Source organism: Escherichia sp. KTE96 (assembly GCF_000408525.1).
Classification (GTDB): domain Bacteria; phylum Pseudomonadota; class Gammaproteobacteria; order Enterobacterales; family Enterobacteriaceae; genus Escherichia; species Escherichia marmotae.
In genome coordinates this window covers 415,351-434,959 of sequence record NZ_KE137146.1, presented here as the reverse complement: position 1 = coordinate 434,959, position 19,609 = coordinate 415,351, and the positions used below count along the sequence as shown (strand labels likewise).

The window sequence follows — 19,609 nt, the reverse complement described above, 5'->3', positions numbered from 1 at the left end:
GATACCATGATTATCAAACGCACACCTCAAGCCGCGTCGCCTTTGGCTTCGTGGCTTTCTTATCTGGAAAACCTGCACAGTAAGACTATCGATCTCGGCCTTGAGCGCGTAAGCCAGGTGGCAGCGCGTCTCGGCGTTCTGAAACCAGCACCGTTTGTGTTTACTGTCGCGGGTACTAATGGCAAAGGCACAACCTGTCGCACGCTGGAGTCGATTCTGATGGCGGCAGGGTACAAAGTGGGGGTCTACAGTTCGCCGCATCTGGTGCGTTATACCGAGCGCGTTCGTGTGCAGGGGCAGGAATTACCGGAATCGGCCCATACTGCCTCTTTTGCTGAGATTGAATCGGTACGCGGTGATATTTCTCTGACCTATTTCGAATACGGTACACTGTCGGCGTTGTGGCTGTTCAAACAGGCACAACTTGACGTGGTGATTCTGGAAGTCGGGCTGGGCGGTCGTCTGGATGCCACCAATATTGTTGATGCTGATGTCGCGGTAGTGACCAGCATTGCGCTTGATCATACCGACTGGCTGGGGCCAGATCGCGAAAGCATTGGTCGCGAGAAAGCGGGGATCTTCCGCAGTGAAAAACCGGCGATTGTCGGTGAACCGGAAATGCCGTACACCATTGCCGATGTGGCGCAGGAAAAAGGTGCATTGCTGCAACGTCGCGGTGTTGAGTGGAATTATTCTGTCACAGACCATGACTGGTCGTTTACCGATGCTCACGGTACGCTAGAAAACCTGCCGTTGCCGCTTGTCCCACAACCAAATGCCGCAACGGCGCTGGCAGCACTTCGCGCCAGCGGCCTGGAGGTCAGTGAACAGGCAATTCGCGAGGGCATTGCCAGTGCAATTTTACCGGGACGTTTCCAGATTGTGAGTGAGTTGCCACGCGTCATTTTTGATGTCGCCCATAATCCACATGCGGCAGAATATCTCACCGGACGTATGCAAGCGTTACCGAAAAGCGGGCGCGTGCTGGCGGTTATCGGTATGCTACATGATAAAGATATTGCCGGAACTCTGGCCTGGTTGAAAAGCGTAGTTGATGACTGGTGTTGTGCGCCACTGGAAGGGCCACGCGGTGCTACAGCAGAGCAACTGCTGGAACATCTGGGTAATGGCAAACCATTTGACAGCGTTGCGCAGGCATGGGATGCCGCGATGGCGGACGCTAAACCGGAAGATACCGTGCTGGTGTGTGGTTCATTCCATACGGTCGCACATGTCATGGAAGTGATTGACGCGAGGAGAAGCGGTGGCGAGTAAGTTTCAGAATCGGTTAGTTGGCACAATAGTGCTGGTGGCGCTGGGGGTGATTGTGCTTCCAGGGCTGCTCGATGGGCAGAAAAAACATTATCAGGATGAGTTTGCAGCGATCCCTCTGGTGCCGAAAGCTGGCGATCGTGACGAGCCTGATATGATGCCAGCCGCCACTCAGGCGTTGCCGACACAGCCGCCAGAAGGCGCGGCAGAAGAGGTGCGGGCAGGCGATGCCGCAGCGCCTTCGCTCGATCCGACAACCATTGCGGCCAACAATACCGTGTTTGAACCGGAACCTGCACCGGTTGCTCCACCGAAGCCGAAACCTGTGGAACCGCCGAAGCCGAAGGTGGAAACGCCACCAGCGCCGAAGCCAGAACCAAAACCTGCCGTCGAAGAAAAAGCGGCACCGACGGGTAAAGCGTATGTAGTGCAACTGGGCGCGCTGAAAAATGCCGATAAAGTGAATGAGATTGTTGCTAAGCTGCGTGGCGCGGGATATCGCGTTTATACGTCGCCGTCGACGCCAGTGCAGGGTAAAATCACCCGTATTCTGGTTGGGCCGGATGCTTCTAAAGAGAAGCTGAAAGGTTCGCTGGGTGAGTTGAGGCAGCTTTCTGGCTTGAGCGGCGTGGTGATGGGCTATACGCCGAATTAATACGGTTTGCCTGATGCGACGCTAACGCGTCTTATCAGGTCTACGCGGGAGCATAACCCCAGGTCGGATAAGGCGTTCACGCCGCATCCGACACGTATAGCCGGTGCCGCAAAGGCACAAAAAGTCGATGGCGTTGAATATTTTTTCAGCGCCATTTTTATTGATGCGCGGGAAGGAAATCCCTACGCAAACGTTTTCTTTTTCTGTTAGAATGCGCCCCGAACAGGATGACAGGGCGTAAAATCGTGGGACACATATGGTCTGGATTGATTACGCCATAATCGCGGTGATTGCTTTTTCTTCTCTGGTTAGCCTGATCCGCGGCTTTGTTCGTGAAGCATTATCGCTGGTGACATGGGGTTGTGCGTTCTTTGTCGCCAGTCATTACTACACTTACCTGTCAGCCTGGTTTACGGGCTTTGAAGACGAACTGGTTCGAAATGGGATTGCCATCGCGGTACTGTTTATCGCTACGCTTATCGTTGGCGCTATCGTGAACTTCGTGATAGGTCAGTTGGTGGAGAAAACGGGGTTGTCAGGCACCGATCGGGTGCTGGGCGTCTGTTTCGGTGCGTTGCGCGGCGTATTGATTGTTGCCGCTATTCTTTTCTTTCTCGACTCCTTTACCGGAGTGTCGAAAAGCGAAGACTGGAGCAAATCACAGCTGATCCCACAGTTCAGTTTTATCATCAGATGGTTTTTTGATTATCTGCAAAGCTCGTCAAGTTTCTTGCCCAGAGCGTAAGTGCTCTGAGATGTGGCTTAACGAGGAAAAAGACGTATGTGCGGTATTGTCGGTATCGCCGGTGTTATGCCGGTTAACCAGTCGATTTATGATGCCTTAACGGTGCTTCAGCATCGCGGTCAGGATGCCGCAGGCATCATCACCATTGATGCCAATAACTGCTTTCGTTTGCGTAAAGCGAACGGTCTGGTGAGCGATATATTTGAAGCTCGCCACATGCAGCGTTTGCAGGGCAATATGGGCATTGGTCATGTGCGTTACCCTACGGCTGGCAGCTCCAGCGCTTCTGAAGCGCAGCCATTTTACGTTAACTCTCCATATGGCATCACGCTTGCCCATAATGGCAATCTGACTAACGCTCACGAGTTGCGTAAAAAGTTGTTTGAAGAAAAACGCCGCCACATCAACACCACTTCTGACTCGGAAATTTTGCTTAATATCTTCGCCAGCGAACTGGATAACTTCCGCCACTATCCGCTGGAAGCCGATAACATTTTCGCCGCCATTGCCGCCACTAACCGTCTGATCCGTGGCGCATATGCCTGTGTGGCGATGATTATCGGCCACGGTATGGTTGCTTTCCGCGATCCTAACGGCATTCGTCCGCTGGTGTTGGGAAAACGCGATGTTGATGACAATCGCACAGAATATATGGTTGCCTCTGAAAGCGTTGCGCTCGATACCCTGGGCTTTGAGTTCCTGCGTGACGTCGCACCGGGCGAAGCGATTTACATCACTGAAGAAGGGCAGTTGTTTACCCGTCAGTGTGCCGACAATCCGGTCAGCAATCCGTGCCTGTTCGAGTATGTTTACTTTGCCCGCCCGGATTCGTTCATCGACAAAATTTCCGTTTATAGCGCCCGCGTTAATATGGGCACCAAGCTTGGCGAAAAAATTGCCCGTGAATGGGAAGATCTGGATATTGACGTGGTGATCCCGATTCCGGAAACCTCCTGCGATATCGCACTGGAAATCGCTCGCATTCTGGGTAAACCGTACCGCCAGGGCTTCGTGAAAAACCGCTACGTTGGCCGTACCTTTATCATGCCGGGCCAGCAACTGCGCCGTAAGTCTGTTCGTCGTAAACTGAACGCCAACCGCGCTGAGTTCCGCGATAAAAACGTTCTGCTGGTCGATGACTCCATTGTCCGCGGCACCACCTCTGAGCAGATTATCGAGATGGCGCGTGAAGCCGGAGCGAAGAAAGTGTATCTCGCCTCTGCCGCGCCGGAAATTCGTTTCCCGAACGTTTATGGTATTGATATGCCGAGCGCCACGGAACTGATCGCACACGGTCGTGAAGTGGATGAAATCCGCCAGATCATCGGTGCTGATGGGCTTATCTTCCAGGATCTAAACGATCTGATCGAAGCCGTTCGCGCTGAAAATCCGGATATTCAGCAGTTCGAATGCTCGGTGTTTAATGGCGTCTATGTCACCAAAGACGTTGATCAAGGCTACCTCGATTTCCTCGATACTTTACGTAATGACGACGCTAAAGCAGTGCAACGTCAGAACGAAGTTGAAAACCTGGAAATGCATAACGAAGGATAATACCTTCGTTCAGGGTGCCGGTCTGGCACCCTGACTTGCAACTCCCGCCGAAATCCTGCAAAGTCTGCCTGCAAGTCTGACAGGGCAATTATCTATGAAACGACTCATTGTAGGCATCAGCGGTGCCAGCGGCGCGATTTATGGCGTACGTTTATTACAGGTTCTGCGTGATGTCGCAGATGTTGAAACGCATCTGGTGATGAGCCAGGCAGCGCGCCAGACTTTATCCCTCGAAACGGATTTTTCCCTGCGCGAAGTTCAGGCATTAGCCGATGTCACCCATGATGCGCGCGATATTGCCGCCAGCATCTCTTCCGGGTCTTTCCAGACGTTGGGGATGGTGATTTTACCCTGTTCAATCAAAACCCTTTCCGGCATTGTCCATAGCTATACCGATGGTTTACTGACCCGAGCAGCAGATGTGGTACTGAAAGAGCGTCGCCCACTGGTGCTTTGCGTGCGTGAAACGCCGCTGCACTTAGGACACTTGCGTTTAATGACTCAGGCTGCGGAAATTGGTGCGGTAATTATGCCTCCCGTTCCGGCGTTTTATCATCGTCCGAAATCGCTTGATGATGTGATAAATCAAACGGTTAACCGTGTACTTGATCAGTTTACGATAACCCTTCCCGAAGATCTCTTTGCCCGCTGGCAGGGCGCATAACTTTGCTGTTGCCCTGTTTCGGGGCAATTTTGCAACCGTGATCAAATCCTCGACATTTTGTTCCTGCCATTGAATCGAAACGCTGCGATTCAACCGGCATACCTGCTATCTTCAACTTTAGGACAATAATGCAACGTCTTATTAACACATTTAACGTTAGATGTTTGAGCTGTTGTCAAGATGGCATAAGACCTGCATGAACGAGCCTGCAAACACACAACACAATACACAACATAAAAAAGCCATTTCACTTGAGGGTTATGTATGAAGAAGTCGATTCTTGCTCTGTCTTTGTTAGTCGGTCTGTCCGCAGCAGCTTCCAGCTCTGCGGCACTGCCGGAGACGGTACGTATCGGAACGGATACCACCTATGCGCCGTTCTCATCGAAAGATGCCAAAGGTGACTTTGTTGGCTTTGATATCGATCTGGGTAACGAGATGTGCAAACGCATGCAGGTTAAATGTACCTGGGTTGCCAGTGACTTTGATGCGCTGATCCCGTCACTGAAAGCGAAAAAAATCGATGCCATTATTTCATCGCTCTCTATTACTGATAAACGTCAGCAGGAGATTGCCTTCTCCGACAAGCTGTATGCCGCGGATTCTCGTTTGATTGCAGCTAAAGGTTCACCGATCCAACCAACGCTGGATTCGCTGAAAGGTAAACATGTCGGTGTGCTGCAAGGCTCCACCCAGGAAGCGTACGCCAATGACAACTGGCGCAGTAAAGGCGTCGATGTGGTGGCCTATGCTAACCAGGATTTGGTCTATTCCGATCTGGATGCAGGTCGTCTGGATGCCGCTCTGCAGGATGAAGTCGCTGCCAGCGAAGGTTTCCTCAAGCAACCCGCCGGTAAAGAGTTCGCCTTTGCTGGTTCATCAGTGAAAGACAAAAAATACTTCGGTGATGGTACAGGTGTAGGGCTACGTAAAGATGATGCCGAACTGAAAGCCGCCTTTGATAAGGCGCTTGGCGAACTGCGTCAGGATGGCACTTACGACAAGATGGCGAAAAAGTATTTCGACTTTAATGTCTATGGTGGCTGATACGTCGCAGGGAAGTAGCGCCTGATGGGGAATCATCATGGTGCATTCCAGGTTTGTTGCACTATCGTGGTGCATTAAAATGCATACTTAAGCAATTTTAATGAAAAATAATACGACTAACTGGCCTGGATATTTTGCCTTGTTGGTCAATTTTATGGCACGATAACTGTAACAAACCTGTAAATATTCCCTATAAAAAGACTGTCAGTTGAGGACATTATGAAAAAACTGGTGCTATCGCTCTCTCTGGTTCTGGCCTTCTCCAGCGCAACCGCTGCGTTTGCTGCTATTCCGCAAAATATCCGTATCGGCACCGATCCAACCTATGCACCATTTGAATCAAAAAATTCACAAGGCGAACTGGTTGGCTTTGATATTGATCTGGCGAAGGAGTTGTGCAAACGCATCAATACGCAATGTACCTTTGTTGAGAATCCGCTGGATGCGTTAATTCCGTCATTAAAAGCGAAGAAGATTGACGCCATCATGTCATCACTTTCCATCACGGAAAAACGTCAGCAGGAAATTGCCTTCACCGACAAACTGTATGCTGCCGATTCTCGTCTGGTGGTGGCGAAAAATTCTGACATCCAGCCGACAGTAGAATCGCTGAAAGGCAAGCGGGTAGGGGTATTGCAGGGCACCACCCAGGAGACATTTGGTAACGAACACTGGGCTCCCAAAGGCATTGAAATCGTCTCTTATCAGGGGCAGGACAATATTTACTCAGACCTGACTGCCGGACGTATTGATGCCGCGTTCCAGGATGAAGTTGCCGCCAGTGAAGGTTTCCTCAAACAGCCAGTCGGTAAAGATTACAAATTCGGTGGTCCGTCTGTTAAAGATGAAAAACTGTTTGGCGTAGGCACCGGCATGGGGCTGCGTAAAGAAGATAACGAACTGCGCGAGGCACTGAACAAAGCCTTTGCTGAAATGCGCGCTGACGGTACTTACGAGAAATTAGCGAAAAAGTACTTCGATTTTGATGTTTATGGTGGCTAATCGCCATCGGTGAAAGAAAGCCCGCTCCCTTCGAGACACCGGAGGGAGATAAGAGGCGGTAAATTCACCACACACAACAGGACAGGCAGCATGTTGTATGGGTTTTCAGGTGTAATTTTACAGGGGGCGCTCGTCACGCTGGAGCTGGCTATCAGCTCTGTAGTGCTCGCTGTAATCATCGGTCTTATTGGCGCTGGCGGTAAGCTTTCGCAAAATCGGTTATCGGGACTGATTTTCGAAGGCTATACCACGCTGATACGCGGTGTGCCGGATTTAGTGTTAATGCTGCTGATATTCTACGGTTTGCAGATCGCGCTAAACACGGTGACGGAGGCGATGGGCGTCGGACAGATTGATATCGACCCGATGGTCGCCGGTATTATAACCCTGGGGTTTATCTACGGCGCTTACTTCACCGAAACGTTCCGCGGCGCGTTTATGGCGGTGCCGAAAGGGCATATTGAGGCGGCAACAGCATTCGGCTTTACCCGTGGGCAAGTGTTTCGGAGGATTATGTTCCCGGCGATGATGCGTTACGCCCTACCGGGGATTGGCAACAACTGGCAGGTCATTCTTAAATCAACGGCTCTCGTTTCGTTACTCGGACTGGAAGATGTGGTGAAAGCCACTCAACTGGCAGGCAAAAGTACCTGGGAACCATTCTATTTCGCCATCGTCTGTGGCGTGATTTATCTGGTTTTTACCACCGTTTCCAATGGTGTGCTGCTGTTCCTTGAGCGCCGCTACTCCGTGGGTGTGAAGAGGGCTGACCTGTGATCGAAATCTTACATGAATACTGGAAACCGCTGCTGTGGACTGACGGTTATCGCTTTACCGGTGTGGCGATCACTCTCTGGTTGCTGATTCTGTCGGTGGTGATGGGGGGGATTCTGGCGCTGTTTCTGGCGATTGGGCGCGTCTCAAGTAATAAATACATTCAGTTTCCCATCTGGTTATTTACTTATATTTTTCGCGGTACGCCGCTGTATGTTCAGTTGCTGGTGTTCTATTCCGGCATGTACACGCTGGAGATTGTTAAAGGCACCGAGTTCCTTAACGCCTTTTTCCGCAGTGGCCTGAACTGTACCGTGCTGGCATTGACGCTCAACACCTGTGCTTACACCACTGAGATTTTTGCCGGGGCGATCCGGTCGGTGCCGCATGGGGAAATTGAAGCTGCCAGAGCCTATGGTTTCTCAACCTTTAAAATGTATCGCTGCATTATTTTGCCGTCGGCACTGCGTATTGCATTACCGGCCTACAGCAACGAAGTGATTCTGATGCTGCACTCTACTGCGCTGGCGTTTACTGCCACGGTGCCGGATCTGCTGAAAATTGCCCGCGATATCAACGCCGCCACGTATCAACCTTTTACTGCCTTTGGCATTGCCGCGGTGCTCTATTTAATCATCTCTTATGTCCTGATCAGTCTCTTTCGCAAAGCGGAAAAACGCTGGTTGCAGCATGTGAAACCTTCTTCAACGCACTGAGAATACGATGTCCGAGAATAAATTAAACGTTATCGATTTGCACAAACGCTACGGCGAACACGAAGTGCTGAAAGGCGTTTCACTGCAAGCGAACGCCGGGGATGTGATCAGTATCATCGGATCGTCGGGATCAGGGAAAAGTACCTTTCTGCGCTGTATTAACTTCCTCGAAAAACCGAGCGAAGGCGCGATCGTGGTTAACGGGCAGAACATCAATCTGGTGCGCGATAAAGACGGCCAACTCAAAGTTGCCGATAAAAATCAGCTACGTTTACTGCGCACGCGCCTGACGATGGTGTTTCAGCACTTCAATCTCTGGAGCCATATGACGGTGCTGGAAAACGTCATGGAAGCGCCGATTCAGGTGTTGGGGCTGAGCAAGCAGGAAGCACGCGAGCGGGCAGTGAAATATCTGGCGAAAGTTGGCATAGACGAACGTGCGCAGGGGAAATACCCGGTGCATCTTTCCGGTGGTCAGCAACAGCGTGTTTCCATTGCACGGGCGCTGGCAATGGAACCGGAAGTTTTGCTGTTTGATGAACCTACCTCAGCGCTCGATCCAGAGCTGGTAGGCGAAGTTCTGCGCATTATGCAGCAACTGGCGGAAGAGGGGAAAACCATGGTGGTGGTGACTCATGAAATGGGCTTTGCTCGCCATGTCTCTACCCACGTCATTTTTCTCCATCAGGGGAAAATAGAAGAAGAGGGGACGCCGGAACAGTTATTTGGCAACCCGCAAAGCCCGCGTCTGCAACAGTTCCTTAAAGGATCACTGAAATAATTGCCTCTCCGGCGGCTAATGCTGCCGGAGTATTTTCAAGGCTAATTTGCGAGTTAGCTTCCATTGAAATGTATATATTTCAGCCCACTTAAAATACTTCTGAATTCGTTGTCCAAATATAAAAACTGCCTACTGCATTGGTTATAAAGGGTAGTTATTGTCTCGTCCTCTTAAATTTGATGGGTGACGGAACGCCATGACAATATCGACCACTTCCACGCCGCATGATGCAGTATTTAAATCCTTTTTACGCCATCCAGATACAGCACGAGATTTTATTGATATTCATCTTCCAGCACCGCTGCGCAATCTGTGTGATTTAACAACGTTAAAACTGGAACCAAACAGTTTTATTGATGAAAACCTGCGACAATATTACTCCGACGTCTTGTGGTCAGTGAAAACACAGGAGGGGATGGGGTATATTTATGTCGTCATTGAACACCAAAGTAAGGCGGAAGAATTAATGGCTTTTCGCATGATGCGTTATTCCATTGCGGCGATGCAAAACCATCTGGATGCGGGCTATAAAGAACTTCCTTTGGTGATCCCAATGCTGTTTTATCATGGTTGCAGAAGTCCTTATCCTTATTCTCTCTGCTGGCTTGATGAATTTGCAGAACCTGCGATTGCCCGCAAAATTTACTCATCGGCTTTTCCGTTGGTAGATATTACTGTAGTGCCGGATGACGAGATTATGCAACACCGTAAAATGGCATTGCTGGAGTTAATTCAGAAACATATTCGCCAGCGCGACTTATTGGGGTTAGTGGAGCAAATAGTTTCTCTTTTAGTTACAGGGAACACTAATGACAGGCAGCTACAAGCACTGTTTAATTACGTTTTACAAACGGGGGATGCCCAGCGGTTCCGTACATTTATAGGTGAGATAGCGGAACGAGCACCGCAAGAAAAGGAGAAACTGATGACTATTGCTGACAGATTACGTGAAGAAGGGCGGAATGATGGATTAATTCTGGGTAAACGCGAAGAAGCTCTGCGTATTGCTCAGGAGATGCTGGAGAGAGGTTTAGACAGAGAGTTAGTTCTGATGGTAACCCGACTTTCGCCAGATGAGCTTCTGGCGCAAAGTCACTGATCCAGTAAACCCCGAGGCTACCTGGCGGATGTTCGCGGCAAAGCGTATCAGCGAACAACATCCGCCAGCGCTTCGTCTAAATCGTACCAGCGAAAAGCGAACCCCGCTTCTTCCAGCCTTTTTGGCAGCGCACGTTGTCCGCCCAATACCAGAACCGATGATTCCCCCATCAGCAAGCGAATGGCTGCGGCAGGGACGCGCATAATCGCCGGGCGATGCAGTGCATGGCCTAGCGCGTGGGCAAATTGTTCATTGTGTACCGGATATGGCGAAACCATATTAAATGGTCCCCGCAGATCGTTATCCAGCAGCCAGAGAATACCGTTAACCATATCATCAATATGAATCCAGGGCAGATACTGCCGACCGGAGCCAATCGGACCTCCCAGACCAAGGCGAAACGGTGGCAGCATTTTGCTGAGGATACCGCCATCTGGTGCCAGCACCACACCGGTTCGTAGCAGGCATACTCGTGTTTTGTCACTTTGTGCCCGACAAGCTATTTCTTCCCAGCGGGCACAGAGTTTATGGGTAAATTCGTTATGCGGCGGTTCTTCTTCGGTGACCACCACTTCACCTAAATCGCCATAATATCCCGCCGCCGAGCCTGAAATAAGCACTGACGGCGGCGAGTCACTGGCGTTAATCAAATCCACCAGTTTTTGCGTGATATTCCAGCGACTTTGACAGAGGAGATCTTTTTGCTCGTGAGTCCAGCGTTTATCAGCAATGGGTTCACCAGCCAGGTTGACCACCACATCCACGCCGTTGAGATTGCGTTGATCGGCAAGCCCTTGCCATAGCGTCACCTGAGGGCCGAGGACGGAGCTGGCTTTCTGCGGGGTACGCGTCACCACCGTGACCTGATGCCCCAACTCCAGCAAACGAGGGATTAAATGACGACCAATTAATCCCGTCCCTCCGGTGATCACTATATTCATGCAGCCTCCCGATATGGCGGTTAACGCTGCCAGCTCAAGGTCATCGATACCGAATCGGCGTAGCGCAGCGCGTGAAGTTTATCGATCTCCACTTCAGCATACGTCACCCAGTGATGTTCACGTGCGATATCGAGCACATCCTGAGTTAATTTTTCCAGCAAAGAGAAACGGTTATTCTCTACATGCTGAATGATGTTTTTAGTAATGGTGCGATAATTCAGCGCGTCGTTAATATCTTCGCTGGTGCGCGCTTTATCGGCGGGGTAGTGGATCGTAACGTTGATAACAATATCCTGACGGTTGTTAATCTCTTCGTCTTTAATTCCGATAAACGTACGTAAACGAAGGTTCCTTATACGAATAATAGCGGCAGGTTGTGCCATTGCAGGTTCTCCGTTGTTTTATTTAGGATTAAATAATACACGAGAACCCGGTTCTGTTAACTATTCGAAATCTCATCATTTACTTGCGCTTTTAGCAGCGCCTGCCCGGTAGCAGGACGCGAACGGATTCGCTCATACCAGTTTTTTACTGCCGGATACATCGCGAGGTCAATGCGCTGGCGAGCCCAGGCATTGACCCACGGCCAGCAGGCAATATCTGCAATGCTGTAGTTTTCTCCGCCCAACCAGGGGGAGTTTTCCAACCGCTTATTCAGTACGTGATAGAGACGTTGGGTTTCAACCTGATAACGTTCAATTGCGTAAGGAATGCTTTGTGGTGCAGCGTGGTTAAAATGATGATTTTGCCCGAGCATCGGCCCCAGGCCGCCAACCTGCCAGAATAACCACTGTAATGTGGCGGCGCGTTCACGCGGTTCATGGCTCAAAAAGAGTCCTGTTTTCTCTGCCAGATACAACAAAATAGCCCCCGACTCAAATATGCTTAATGGTTTGCCGTCGTCAATTGGGGAGTGATCGACAATTGCCGGAATTTTATTGTTCGGTGAAATGCGCAAAAACTCCGGGCGAAACTGACTGCCTTTACCGAGGTCAACTTTGATTAAGCGATAATCCAGCCTTGCCTCTTCGAGAAACAACGTGATTTTGTGACCATTCGGTGTGGGGGCGAAATAGAGATCGATCATCGCAGCTCCGGTTATCTAATAATCTGAACATCTCAAGTATAGAAACCGTGGCGACTTGTGTGAGTTTTCATCACGTAACGGTGACAAAAAGGCTCTATAGTTTGATAGCAAGCCCATTTATCGCTGAGGACATAATGAGTAAACCCGCTATCACGCTTTGGTCAGATGCCCATTTTTTCTCCCCTTATGTGTTATCCGCTTGGGTGGCGTTGCAGGAAAAAGGTCTGCCTTTTCATATGAAGACCATCGACCTCGACAGCGGTGAACATTTGCAGCCGACGTGGCAAGGTTATGGGCAGACACGGCGCGTGCCGTTGTTACAAATTGATGATTTTGAGTTGAGTGAATCCTCTGCCATTGCAGAATATCTGGAGGACTGTTTTGCGCCGCCGACCTGGGAGCGTATTTATCCGCTTGATTTACAACACCGGGCGCGGGCACGGCAGATTCAGGCCTGGCTACGCAGCGATCTGATGCCCATCCGCGAAGAACGTTCTACGGATGTCGTTTTTGCCGGTGCGAAGAAAGCGCCACTATCGGCAATGGGAAAAGCCAGCGCGGAGAAACTGTTCGCGATGGCAGAACATTTACTGGCGCATGGTCAGCCGAATCTGTTTGGCGAATGGTGTATTGCGGATACTGATTTAGCGTTAATGATTAATCGTCTGGTACTACATGGTGATGAGGTGTCGGAACGTCTGGTGGATTATGCGGCATTCCAGTGGCAGCGGGCTTCAGTTCAGCGTTTTATTGCACTTTCAGCAAAGCAATCTGGCTGATAGCAACGACAGAATCCAGTATCATAGCTTACGTTTTTTCGACGAGGAGTGAGTGATGAAACTGATGTTTGCATCGGACATTCATGGGTCGTTACCGGCGACGGAACGTGTTCTGGATTTATTTGCCCAAAGCGGTGCCCAGTGGTTGGTGATTCTCGGAGACGTGCTGAATCATGGTCCGCGAAACGCCCTGCCTGAAGGGTATGCGCCAGCCAAAGTAGCCGAACGGCTGAATGAGATGGCGCATAACATTATCGCCGTGCGCGGCAACTGCGACAGCGAAGTGGACCAAATGCTACTGCATTTCCCGATAACCGCGCCGTGGCAACAGGTGTTACTGGAAAAACAACGTCTGTTTTTGACGCATGGCCATCTGTTTGGCCCGGATAATCTGCCTGCTTTAAACCAGAACGACGTGCTGGTGTATGGTCATACCCATCTACCAGTAGCGGAAAAGCGGGGGGATATTTTCCACTTTAACCCCGGTTCGGTAAGCATTCCGAAAGGCGGCTATCCGGCGAGTTATGGCACGCTGGATGATGACGTACTAAGCGTAATCGCACTCAATGATCAAAGTATCATTGCGCAGGTCGCGATTAATCCGTAATTTACCCCACAACTCAAAATGCGCCGTAAGAGCGCCAGAAAAAGAAGGTTTCCTGATAATGGAACAGCGTCGTTTGGCAAGTACTGAATGGGTGGATATTGTCAATGAAGAGAACGAAGTCATTGCACAAGCCAGCCGGGAACAAATGCGGGCACAGTGTCTGCGCCATCGTGCAACTTACATCGTTGTACATGATGGTATGGGCAAAATTCTTGTGCAGCGTCGTACCGAGACAAAAGACTTTTTACCCGGCATGTTAGATGCGACCGCAGGTGGCGTGGTCCAGGCCGATGAACAACTGCTGGAATCCGCACGTCGCGAGGCGGAAGAAGAGTTGGGCATTGCCGGAGTCCCCTTTGCCGAGCACGGGCAGTTCTATTTCGAAGATAAAAATTGCCGTGTCTGGGGCGCGTTATTCAGTTGTGTCTCCCACGGTCCTTTCGCTCTCCAGGAAGATGAAGTCAGTGAGGTTTGCTGGCTGACGCCGGAAGAAATTACCGCACGTTGCGATGAGTTCACACCAGACTCGCTGAAAGCCCTGGCATTGTGGATGAAGCGCAATGCCAGGAATGAAGTAGAAACGAAAGAAGATCCAGAAGAGGCTTAATAAGTTTCAGCAGCTTTCACGTAAACACAAACTGGGAGCGATGAGTACCTGATCGCTCCAGTTACCTTCTCTAATTCGTTCCAGCAAAGCCTTTCCTGCCTCCAGACCAATTTTCCTGTGAGGAACGGCCATTGTTGTTAATGGTGGTTGGCAAACTTTACTAACGTCACTGTCACCAAATCCCACTACGGCGAGATCGTCTGGTACTTTGATGCGTCTTCGTTGACATTCATACAGAACACCGCAGGCCAACTCATCTGACACACATACCAGGGCATCCAGTTCCGGCCATGCGAGTAAAAATTCCGGTAATTGTGATGCTCCGGTGGAAAAAACCGGTGGCAGAGCAGCGTTAATAACACGGTTGGGAGACATATGATGGCGTAACATAGCTTTATACCATCCCTGTAAATGCTGCTGAAAGATCCACTGTTCCTGGTTGGCGCATAGCAAACCGATATTCTGATAACCACGTTGTACCAGCATATCCGTCAGTTCGAACATTGCTGCGACATTATCAATGCCAATGTTCATATCAATCGGATCGGTACGAATGGCACCGATTTCCATAACGGGAATCGAGGCATTTTTGAGCCAGTTACGCACGGTATTATTATGCTCAACACTGAGCAAAATCGCTGCGGCGATATTAGAAGCCAGCAGAGTTTCCAGCAGTTTTTCTTCTTGCTCCAGACGATGGCGTGACTCAGCCAGGATTATCTGATACCCCGCTGGTTGTAGTACATGTTGCAGCCCGGCAAACATTTCCGTGCATCCTGCTTCAGCCAGGTTTGGTACGACCATTGCAATCGTGTGCGAAGATGCCGATGCCAGCGCGCTTGCAGTGAGGTTGGGCATGTACCCTAATTCATTAACTGCGGCTTCAATCTTCTCCCGCAGTTTATCGGAAACTTGTTCGGGAGTGCGTAACGCTCTGGATACAGTCATTGTGCCAACTCCTGCGAGTTGCGCGACATCGGCGATAGTGACTTTACCAGTACTACGACGTTTTCGGGTTATTGCCATACAAAATCCTGCTCAGCGACTACATATGGAGATCTTTTTTTACTTATCATCAACGGCTTCCTGTTGGTAGCAGAGTATACCCCTTAATTTCTGGTAGAAGTTTGGATTTCATCAGTGAAATCCGTTTTGATAGCGCTATCACAAATATGAATGATACATACTGATAGCGCTATCTTTGTGAGATTGATCTCAGATATGCCGCCGTTGCTTGCTTAAAGTCTGCTCATTGACACGGAAAATGAGGAGGACAAGTGCTTAATACCTGGCTTTCTGATTCAACAATCGCATTACGAAAGAATGTCACAACCTGGCAGCAAGCATTAGATATTTGTGCCAGACCGTTACTGGAGGCGGAGATAATTACGACGGATTATCTCAGTGCGATAAAAACACAACATGAAAAACTGGGGCCTTATTATGTCCTGGCGCCTGGGCTGGCAATGCCCCATGCCCGACCAGAAGAAGGTGCAAAAGGATTGGGGTTATCATTATTAAAACTCGAAGAAGGTGTCAGTTTTAATGCAGAGGAATTTGATCCTGTAGATGTCATCATTTTACTTGCCGCACCAGATAAACACAGCCATATCGAAATGATATCTGCACTGGCTGAGTTATTCTCCAGTGAGAAGGATTTACAGGAATTGCATCAGGCTCGCAACCTGGAGGAAATAAAAACGATAATTTCACGATTCTAATTACATTCAAAATTCAGTCTTGTCACAACATTACGCCGTTGCGTGATGAGAACTTCTACAACTTAACATGGTGAATATAATGAAAATTATGGCTATTTGTGGCTCAGGGCTTGGTAGTAGTTTTATGGTCGAAATGAATATTAAAAAAGTTCTGAAAAAAATGGAGATAGAAGCGGAAGTGGAACATTCCGATCTCTCATCAGCAACGCCAGGGGCTGCCGATTTATTTGTGATGGCTAAAGATATTGCCGCCAGTGCCAGCGTACCGGAAAGTCAGTTGGTGGTTATCAACAACATCATTGATATTAATGAACTTGAAACGCAACTGCGTAACTGGTTCGCAAAACAATAACCTTAATTGAAGCGAGGTGGATATGTTTATCCTTGAAACGCTGAATTTTGTTGTTGATATACTCAAAGTACCCTCGGTACTGGTCGGCTTGATTGCCTTAATCGGTCTGGTTGCTCAGAAAAAAGCATTTTCAGATGTTGTGAAAGGCACAATTAAAACCATTCTCGGATTTATTGTTCTGGGCGGTGGTGCCACTGTTCTGGTTGGTTCTTTAAATCCTCTGGGTAGTATGTTTGAACATGCCTTTAATATTCAGGGTATCATTCCGAATAATGAGGCTATTGTTTCTATTGCGTTGGAAAAATATGGCGCGTCGACGGCGCTTATTATGGCATTTGGTATGGTGGCGAATATTATTGTTGCCCGCTTTACCCGCCTGAAATATATTTTTCTTACCGGACACCACACATTTTATATGGCCTGCATGATTGGTGTGATTCTGACAGTGGCTGGTTTTGAAGGTATATCACTGGTATTTACCGGTTCTCTTATTCTGGGATTAGTGATGGCGTTTTTCCCTGCGTTAGCACAACGTTACATGAGGCGTATTACCGGGAATGATGAAATCGCTTTTGGTCACTTTGGTACTTTGGGGTATGTACTCTCTGGCTGGATTGGCAGCATGTGCGGTAAAGGTTCGCGTTCCACCGAAGAGATGAATTTGCCCAAAAATCTGAGCTTCCTGCGCGATAGCTCCATCTCTATTTCCCTTACGATGATGGTGATTTATCTGATCATGGCGATCAGTGCGGGGCGCGAGTACGTTGAAAGCCAGTTTAGTGGCGGTCAAAACTACCTTGTCTACGCCATTATTATGGCCATCACCTTCGCCGCAGGCGTATTTATCATTCTGCAAGGTGTGCGTTTAATCCTTGCTGAAATTGTTCCGGCATTTACCGGATTTTCAGAAAAGCTGGTGCCGAATGCGCGTCCCGCCCTCGATTGTCCGGTTGTGTATCCGTATGCGCCAAATGCAGTGTTAGTTGGCTTCTTATTTAGCTTTCTTGGTGGTTTGGTGGGGCTATTTTTGTTGGGACAGATGAAACTGGTGCTGATTCTTCCTGGTGTCGTTCCTCACTTCTTCACCGGAGCAACTGCGGGTGTATTTGGTAATGCTACGGGTGGGCGTCGCGGCGCGATGATTGGTGCTTTTGCGAATGGTTTATTGATTACCTTCCTGCCAGTGCTGTTATTGCCAGTTCTGGGGGCGATAGGTTTTGCAAATACGACCTTTTCCGATGCGGATTTTGGTGCTGTCGGCATCGTTCTCGGGAACCTGGCGCGTTATCTCTCGCCTTTTGCCATAACCGGACTTGTAGTAGCGCTATTTGTGCTGCTGGTTGCCTGGAACATTTTCGCCAATAACAAACTCGCTGCCAAAGTGCAGGAGAAGAGCGGAGCCAAATCATGAATGTTAAAGAAGTGACACAACTTGCACGGGATATTCGTATCCAGACGCTTAAATCATTAACTCATCTTGGCTTTGGTCATTATGGTGGCAGCATGTCTGTTGTGGAAACGCTGGCAGTTCTTTATGGCGCGGTGATGAAAATTGATCCTGCTGATCCCGACTGGCCTGATCGTGACTATTTTGTATTGTCAAAAGGGCATGCCGGACCTGCGCTCTACAGTACTCTGGCGCTGAAAGGTTATTTTCCACTGGAAGAATTAAGCACCTTAAATCAGAACGGAACTCGCTTACCAAGTCATCCGGATCGGCTAAAAACGCGTGGTGTTGATGCCACTACAGGATCGCTGGGGCAGGGGATATCCATTGCAGGAGGGATGGCGCTGTCGCATAAACTGGCGGGGCGCAAGAATCGGGTTTTTTGTATTGTTGGCGATGGTGAACTTAACGAAGGCCAATGTTGGGAAGCCTTCCAGTTTATTGCTCATCATCGTTTGAATAATCTCACTGTGTTTGTGGACTGGAACAAACAGCAGCTTGATGGCGAACTGGATGAAATTATTAATCCATTTGATTTAGAAGGAAAATTTCGCGCTTTCGGTTTTGATGTCGTGACAGTGAAGGGCGATGATATTGAGGGGTTGTTGAATGTAGTTAAACCTGTTCTACCAGCCGAGGCCAGACCGAGAGTAGTCATTCTCGATAGTATCAAAGGGCAGGGGGTAGCGTGTCTTGAGCAACTCAGTAATTCTCATCATTTACGCCTCACGGAAGAAATGAAGGAGATGCTAAACGAAACAATTCGCCAACTGGAGGCCATGCATGATTAAGCTCGCACCGGCAGGACAAAAAGACAGCATCGAGATGCGCAAAATTTATGCAGGCTTTATTGCGCAACAGATTGAAAACGGTAATTCTGTCATTGCCCTTGAGGCTGATTTAATGAGTTCCATGGCAATGGACAGCGTGGCGCGGGATTATCCACAGTACGTCATTAATTGCGGCATTATGGAAGCTAATGTTATCGGCACCGCTGCAGGGCTGGCCTTAACCGGGCGCAAGCCATTCGTGCATACCTTTACCGCATTTGCCAGTCGTCGCTGTTTTGATCAGCTCTTTATGTCGCTTGATTACCAGCGTGCTAATGTCAAAGTGATTGCTTCTGATGCGGGTGTTACCGCTTGCCACAATGGCGGGACACATATGTCATTTGAAGATATGGGAATTGTGCGTGGGCTGGCGCATTCGGTGGTGATGGAGATGACCGATGCGGTGATGTTTAGTGATATTTTACGCCAGCTTGTAGAGCTTGATGGGTTTTACTGGGTTCGTACGATCCGTAAGCAAGCGACAAGTATTTATTCTCCTGGGACAACCTTCTCTATTGGTAAAGGCAATGTACTGCGTGAAGGTACTGACATCACGCTGATTGCTAATGGCATTATGGTGGCTGAAGCCCTGGAGGCCGCACGTCAACTGGAACAGAGCGGTGTAAGTGCGGCAGTAATTGATATGTTTACTCTTAAACCTGTTGACCGAATGTTGATTAAAAATTATGCCGAGAAAACGGGGCGTATTGTGACCTGTGAAAACCATAGTATTCACAATGGGCTAGGGTCAGCCGTTGCCGAGGTATTAGTCGAAAGTTGCCCAATACCAATGCGTCGCGTGGGCGTGAAGGAGCGTTATGGTCAGGTTGGAACTCAGGACTTTTTACAGAGAGAGTACGGGTTAACCGCGCATGATATTGTGGCGGCAGCCAGAGAGCTATTGTAATCAGTTCCCCTTGCCAGAGACT

Annotated in this window: 23 protein-coding genes; 19 read left to right on the top strand and 4 right to left on the bottom strand. The window is 49.3% G+C overall.

The genetic code is table 11. From position 1 onward, the window contains the following. Positions 1-6: 6 nt before the first annotated feature. The 11 genes from folC to A1WG_RS19285 all read left to right on the top strand — a co-directional run bounded on the left by folC (position 7) and on the right by A1WG_RS19285 (position 10,309). Entirely contained in the window at positions 7-1,275 is a 1,269-nt protein-coding gene (gene folC / locus A1WG_RS19235) for a bifunctional tetrahydrofolate synthase/dihydrofolate synthase (RefSeq protein WP_001516794.1), read from the top strand. Then, a complete protein-coding gene (dedD, locus tag A1WG_RS19240) occupies positions 1,265-1,927 on the top strand; it encodes a cell division protein DedD (protein ID WP_001516793.1) in 663 nt (220 codons plus the stop codon). The genes folC and dedD overlap by 11 nt, the downstream gene beginning before the upstream one ends. Positions 1,928-2,183: 256 nt before the next feature. Beyond that, positions 2,184-2,672 (top strand): colicin V production protein, encoded by a 489-nt coding sequence (cvpA, locus tag A1WG_RS19245; protein ID WP_000262105.1) that lies wholly within the window; start codon positions 2,184-2,186, stop codon positions 2,670-2,672. Positions 2,673-2,708: 36 nt separating this feature from the next. Then, positions 2,709-4,226 (top strand): amidophosphoribosyltransferase, encoded by a 1,518-nt coding sequence (gene purF / locus A1WG_RS19250; protein WP_000334207.1) that lies wholly within the window; start codon positions 2,709-2,711, stop codon positions 4,224-4,226. A gap of 94 nt (positions 4,227-4,320) precedes the next feature. Further along, entirely contained in the window at positions 4,321-4,890 is a 570-nt protein-coding gene (gene ubiX, locus A1WG_RS19255) for a flavin prenyltransferase UbiX (protein ID WP_001516792.1), read from the top strand. Positions 4,891-5,154: 264 nt separating this feature from the next. Continuing rightward, positions 5,155-5,937 (top strand): lysine/arginine/ornithine ABC transporter substrate-binding protein ArgT, encoded by a 783-nt coding sequence (gene argT / locus A1WG_RS19260; protein ID WP_000748242.1) that lies wholly within the window; start codon positions 5,155-5,157, stop codon positions 5,935-5,937. A gap of 219 nt (positions 5,938-6,156) precedes the next feature. Then, complete coding sequence (hisJ, locus tag A1WG_RS19265) at positions 6,157-6,939, top strand: histidine ABC transporter substrate-binding protein HisJ (protein WP_000737621.1); 783 nt, start codon at positions 6,157-6,159, stop codon at positions 6,937-6,939. Positions 6,940-7,029: 90 nt separating this feature from the next. Then, positions 7,030-7,716, top strand: a complete 687-nt coding sequence (gene hisQ / locus A1WG_RS19270; RefSeq protein ID WP_000965518.1) for a histidine ABC transporter permease HisQ — start codon at positions 7,030-7,032, stop codon at positions 7,714-7,716. After that, on the top strand, positions 7,713-8,429 hold the full coding sequence (locus A1WG_RS19275; RefSeq protein ID WP_000569965.1) for an ABC transporter permease: 717 nt from the start codon (positions 7,713-7,715) through the stop codon (positions 8,427-8,429). The genes hisQ and A1WG_RS19275 overlap by 4 nt, the downstream gene beginning before the upstream one ends. 7 nt (positions 8,430-8,436) lie before the next feature. After that, positions 8,437-9,210, top strand: a complete 774-nt coding sequence (gene hisP, locus A1WG_RS19280; RefSeq protein ID WP_001293593.1) for a histidine ABC transporter ATP-binding protein HisP — start codon at positions 8,437-8,439, stop codon at positions 9,208-9,210. 196 nt (positions 9,211-9,406) lie between these two features. Continuing rightward, positions 9,407-10,309, top strand: coding sequence for an Rpn family recombination-promoting nuclease/putative transposase (locus tag A1WG_RS19285; protein ID WP_001516791.1), 903 nt, complete (start codon positions 9,407-9,409; stop codon positions 10,307-10,309). A 47-nt stretch (positions 10,310-10,356) separates the two neighbouring features. On the opposite strand, the gene A1WG_RS19290 is transcribed toward A1WG_RS19285, so the two are convergent. Genes A1WG_RS19290 through yfcG form a run of 3 tightly spaced genes read right to left on the bottom strand, consistent with a single transcriptional unit; the run spans position 10,357 to position 12,337 of the window. Continuing rightward, positions 10,357-11,250, bottom strand: coding sequence for a TIGR01777 family oxidoreductase (locus A1WG_RS19290; protein ID WP_001516790.1), 894 nt, complete (start codon positions 11,248-11,250; stop codon positions 10,357-10,359). Positions 11,251-11,270: 20 nt separating this feature from the next. Beyond that, the gene (folX, locus tag A1WG_RS19295) at positions 11,271-11,633 is read right to left on the bottom strand and encodes a dihydroneopterin triphosphate 2'-epimerase (protein WP_001516789.1); all 363 of its coding nucleotides are present in this window, start codon (positions 11,631-11,633) and stop codon (positions 11,271-11,273) included. Positions 11,634-11,689: 56 nt separating this feature from the next. Then, entirely contained in the window at positions 11,690-12,337 is a 648-nt protein-coding gene (gene yfcG / locus A1WG_RS19300; RefSeq protein WP_001516788.1) for a GSH-dependent disulfide bond oxidoreductase, read from the bottom strand. A 134-nt stretch (positions 12,338-12,471) separates the two neighbouring features. On the opposite strand from yfcG, the gene yfcF reads away from it, so the two are divergent. Genes yfcF through yfcD form a run of 3 tightly spaced genes read left to right on the top strand, consistent with a single transcriptional unit; the run spans position 12,472 to position 14,330 of the window. Continuing rightward, entirely contained in the window at positions 12,472-13,116 is a 645-nt protein-coding gene (yfcF, locus tag A1WG_RS19305) for a glutathione transferase (protein ID WP_000042426.1), read from the top strand. Between the two features lie 55 nt (positions 13,117-13,171). After that, a complete protein-coding gene (gene yfcE, locus A1WG_RS19310; protein WP_001516787.1) occupies positions 13,172-13,723 on the top strand; it encodes a phosphodiesterase in 552 nt (183 codons plus the stop codon). 58 nt (positions 13,724-13,781) lie between these two features. Beyond that, complete coding sequence (yfcD, locus tag A1WG_RS19315; protein WP_000437936.1) at positions 13,782-14,330, top strand: NUDIX hydrolase YfcD; 549 nt, start codon at positions 13,782-13,784, stop codon at positions 14,328-14,330. A 6-nt stretch (positions 14,331-14,336) separates the two neighbouring features. Here yfcD and A1WG_RS19320 read toward each other — a convergent pair whose 3' ends face one another. Beyond that, positions 14,337-15,356, bottom strand: a complete 1,020-nt coding sequence (locus tag A1WG_RS19320) for a LacI family DNA-binding transcriptional regulator (protein WP_001516786.1) — start codon at positions 15,354-15,356, stop codon at positions 14,337-14,339. 251 nt (positions 15,357-15,607) lie between these two features. On the opposite strand from A1WG_RS19320, the gene A1WG_RS19325 reads away from it, so the two are divergent. From A1WG_RS19325 to A1WG_RS19345, 5 genes are all read left to right on the top strand, one after another. Then, complete coding sequence (locus A1WG_RS19325) at positions 15,608-16,051, top strand: PTS sugar transporter subunit IIA (protein WP_000935564.1); 444 nt, start codon at positions 15,608-15,610, stop codon at positions 16,049-16,051. Positions 16,052-16,130: 79 nt separating this feature from the next. Beyond that, positions 16,131-16,403 (top strand): PTS sugar transporter subunit IIB, encoded by a 273-nt coding sequence (locus A1WG_RS19330; protein WP_000699821.1) that lies wholly within the window; start codon positions 16,131-16,133, stop codon positions 16,401-16,403. A 22-nt stretch (positions 16,404-16,425) separates the two neighbouring features. Further along, a complete protein-coding gene (locus A1WG_RS19335) occupies positions 16,426-17,814 on the top strand; it encodes a PTS ascorbate transporter subunit IIC (protein WP_001516785.1) in 1,389 nt (462 codons plus the stop codon). Then, on the top strand, positions 17,811-18,641 hold the full coding sequence (locus A1WG_RS19340; RefSeq protein ID WP_001101102.1) for a transketolase: 831 nt from the start codon (positions 17,811-17,813) through the stop codon (positions 18,639-18,641). The genes A1WG_RS19335 and A1WG_RS19340 overlap by 4 nt, the downstream gene beginning before the upstream one ends. Next, positions 18,634-19,587 (top strand): transketolase family protein, encoded by a 954-nt coding sequence (locus A1WG_RS19345; RefSeq protein WP_000593041.1) that lies wholly within the window; start codon positions 18,634-18,636, stop codon positions 19,585-19,587. The genes A1WG_RS19340 and A1WG_RS19345 overlap by 8 nt, the downstream gene beginning before the upstream one ends. Positions 19,588-19,609 lie beyond the last annotated feature (22 nt).

Excerpts from the sequence above, each read along its gene's own strand:
- A1WG_RS19330 (WP_000699821.1), top strand. The coding sequence starts at position 16,131 with ATGAAAATTATGGCTATTTGTGGCTCAGGGCTTGGTAGTAGTTTTATG.
- purF (WP_000334207.1), top strand. The coding sequence starts at position 2,709 with ATGTGCGGTATTGTCGGTATCGCCGGTGTTATGCCGGTTAACCAGTCG.
- ubiX (WP_001516792.1), top strand. The coding sequence starts at position 4,321 with ATGAAACGACTCATTGTAGGCATCAGCGGTGCCAGCGGCGCGATTTAT.
- A1WG_RS19285 (WP_001516791.1), top strand. The coding sequence starts at position 9,407 with ATGACAATATCGACCACTTCCACGCCGCATGATGCAGTATTTAAATCC.
- A1WG_RS19335 (WP_001516785.1), top strand. The coding sequence starts at position 16,426 with ATGTTTATCCTTGAAACGCTGAATTTTGTTGTTGATATACTCAAAGTA.
- yfcG (WP_001516788.1), bottom strand. The coding sequence starts at position 12,337 with ATGATCGATCTCTATTTCGCCCCCACACCGAATGGTCACAAAATCACG.
- A1WG_RS19340 (WP_001101102.1), top strand. The coding sequence starts at position 17,811 with ATGAATGTTAAAGAAGTGACACAACTTGCACGGGATATTCGTATCCAG.
- hisQ (WP_000965518.1), top strand. The coding sequence starts at position 7,030 with ATGTTGTATGGGTTTTCAGGTGTAATTTTACAGGGGGCGCTCGTCACG.
- A1WG_RS19345 (WP_000593041.1), top strand. The coding sequence starts at position 18,634 with ATGATTAAGCTCGCACCGGCAGGACAAAAAGACAGCATCGAGATGCGC.
- folX (WP_001516789.1), bottom strand. The coding sequence starts at position 11,633 with ATGGCACAACCTGCCGCTATTATTCGTATAAGGAACCTTCGTTTACGT.
- argT (WP_000748242.1), top strand. The coding sequence starts at position 5,155 with ATGAAGAAGTCGATTCTTGCTCTGTCTTTGTTAGTCGGTCTGTCCGCA.
- A1WG_RS19320 (WP_001516786.1), bottom strand. The coding sequence starts at position 15,356 with ATGGCAATAACCCGAAAACGTCGTAGTACTGGTAAAGTCACTATCGCC.
- A1WG_RS19290 (WP_001516790.1), bottom strand. The coding sequence starts at position 11,250 with ATGAATATAGTGATCACCGGAGGGACGGGATTAATTGGTCGTCATTTA.
- hisJ (WP_000737621.1), top strand. The coding sequence starts at position 6,157 with ATGAAAAAACTGGTGCTATCGCTCTCTCTGGTTCTGGCCTTCTCCAGC.
- yfcF (WP_000042426.1), top strand. The coding sequence starts at position 12,472 with ATGAGTAAACCCGCTATCACGCTTTGGTCAGATGCCCATTTTTTCTCC.
- folC (WP_001516794.1), top strand. The coding sequence starts at position 7 with ATGATTATCAAACGCACACCTCAAGCCGCGTCGCCTTTGGCTTCGTGG.
- hisP (WP_001293593.1), top strand. The coding sequence starts at position 8,437 with ATGTCCGAGAATAAATTAAACGTTATCGATTTGCACAAACGCTACGGC.
- yfcE (WP_001516787.1), top strand. The coding sequence starts at position 13,172 with ATGAAACTGATGTTTGCATCGGACATTCATGGGTCGTTACCGGCGACG.
- yfcD (WP_000437936.1), top strand. The coding sequence starts at position 13,782 with ATGGAACAGCGTCGTTTGGCAAGTACTGAATGGGTGGATATTGTCAAT.
- cvpA (WP_000262105.1), top strand. The coding sequence starts at position 2,184 with ATGGTCTGGATTGATTACGCCATAATCGCGGTGATTGCTTTTTCTTCT.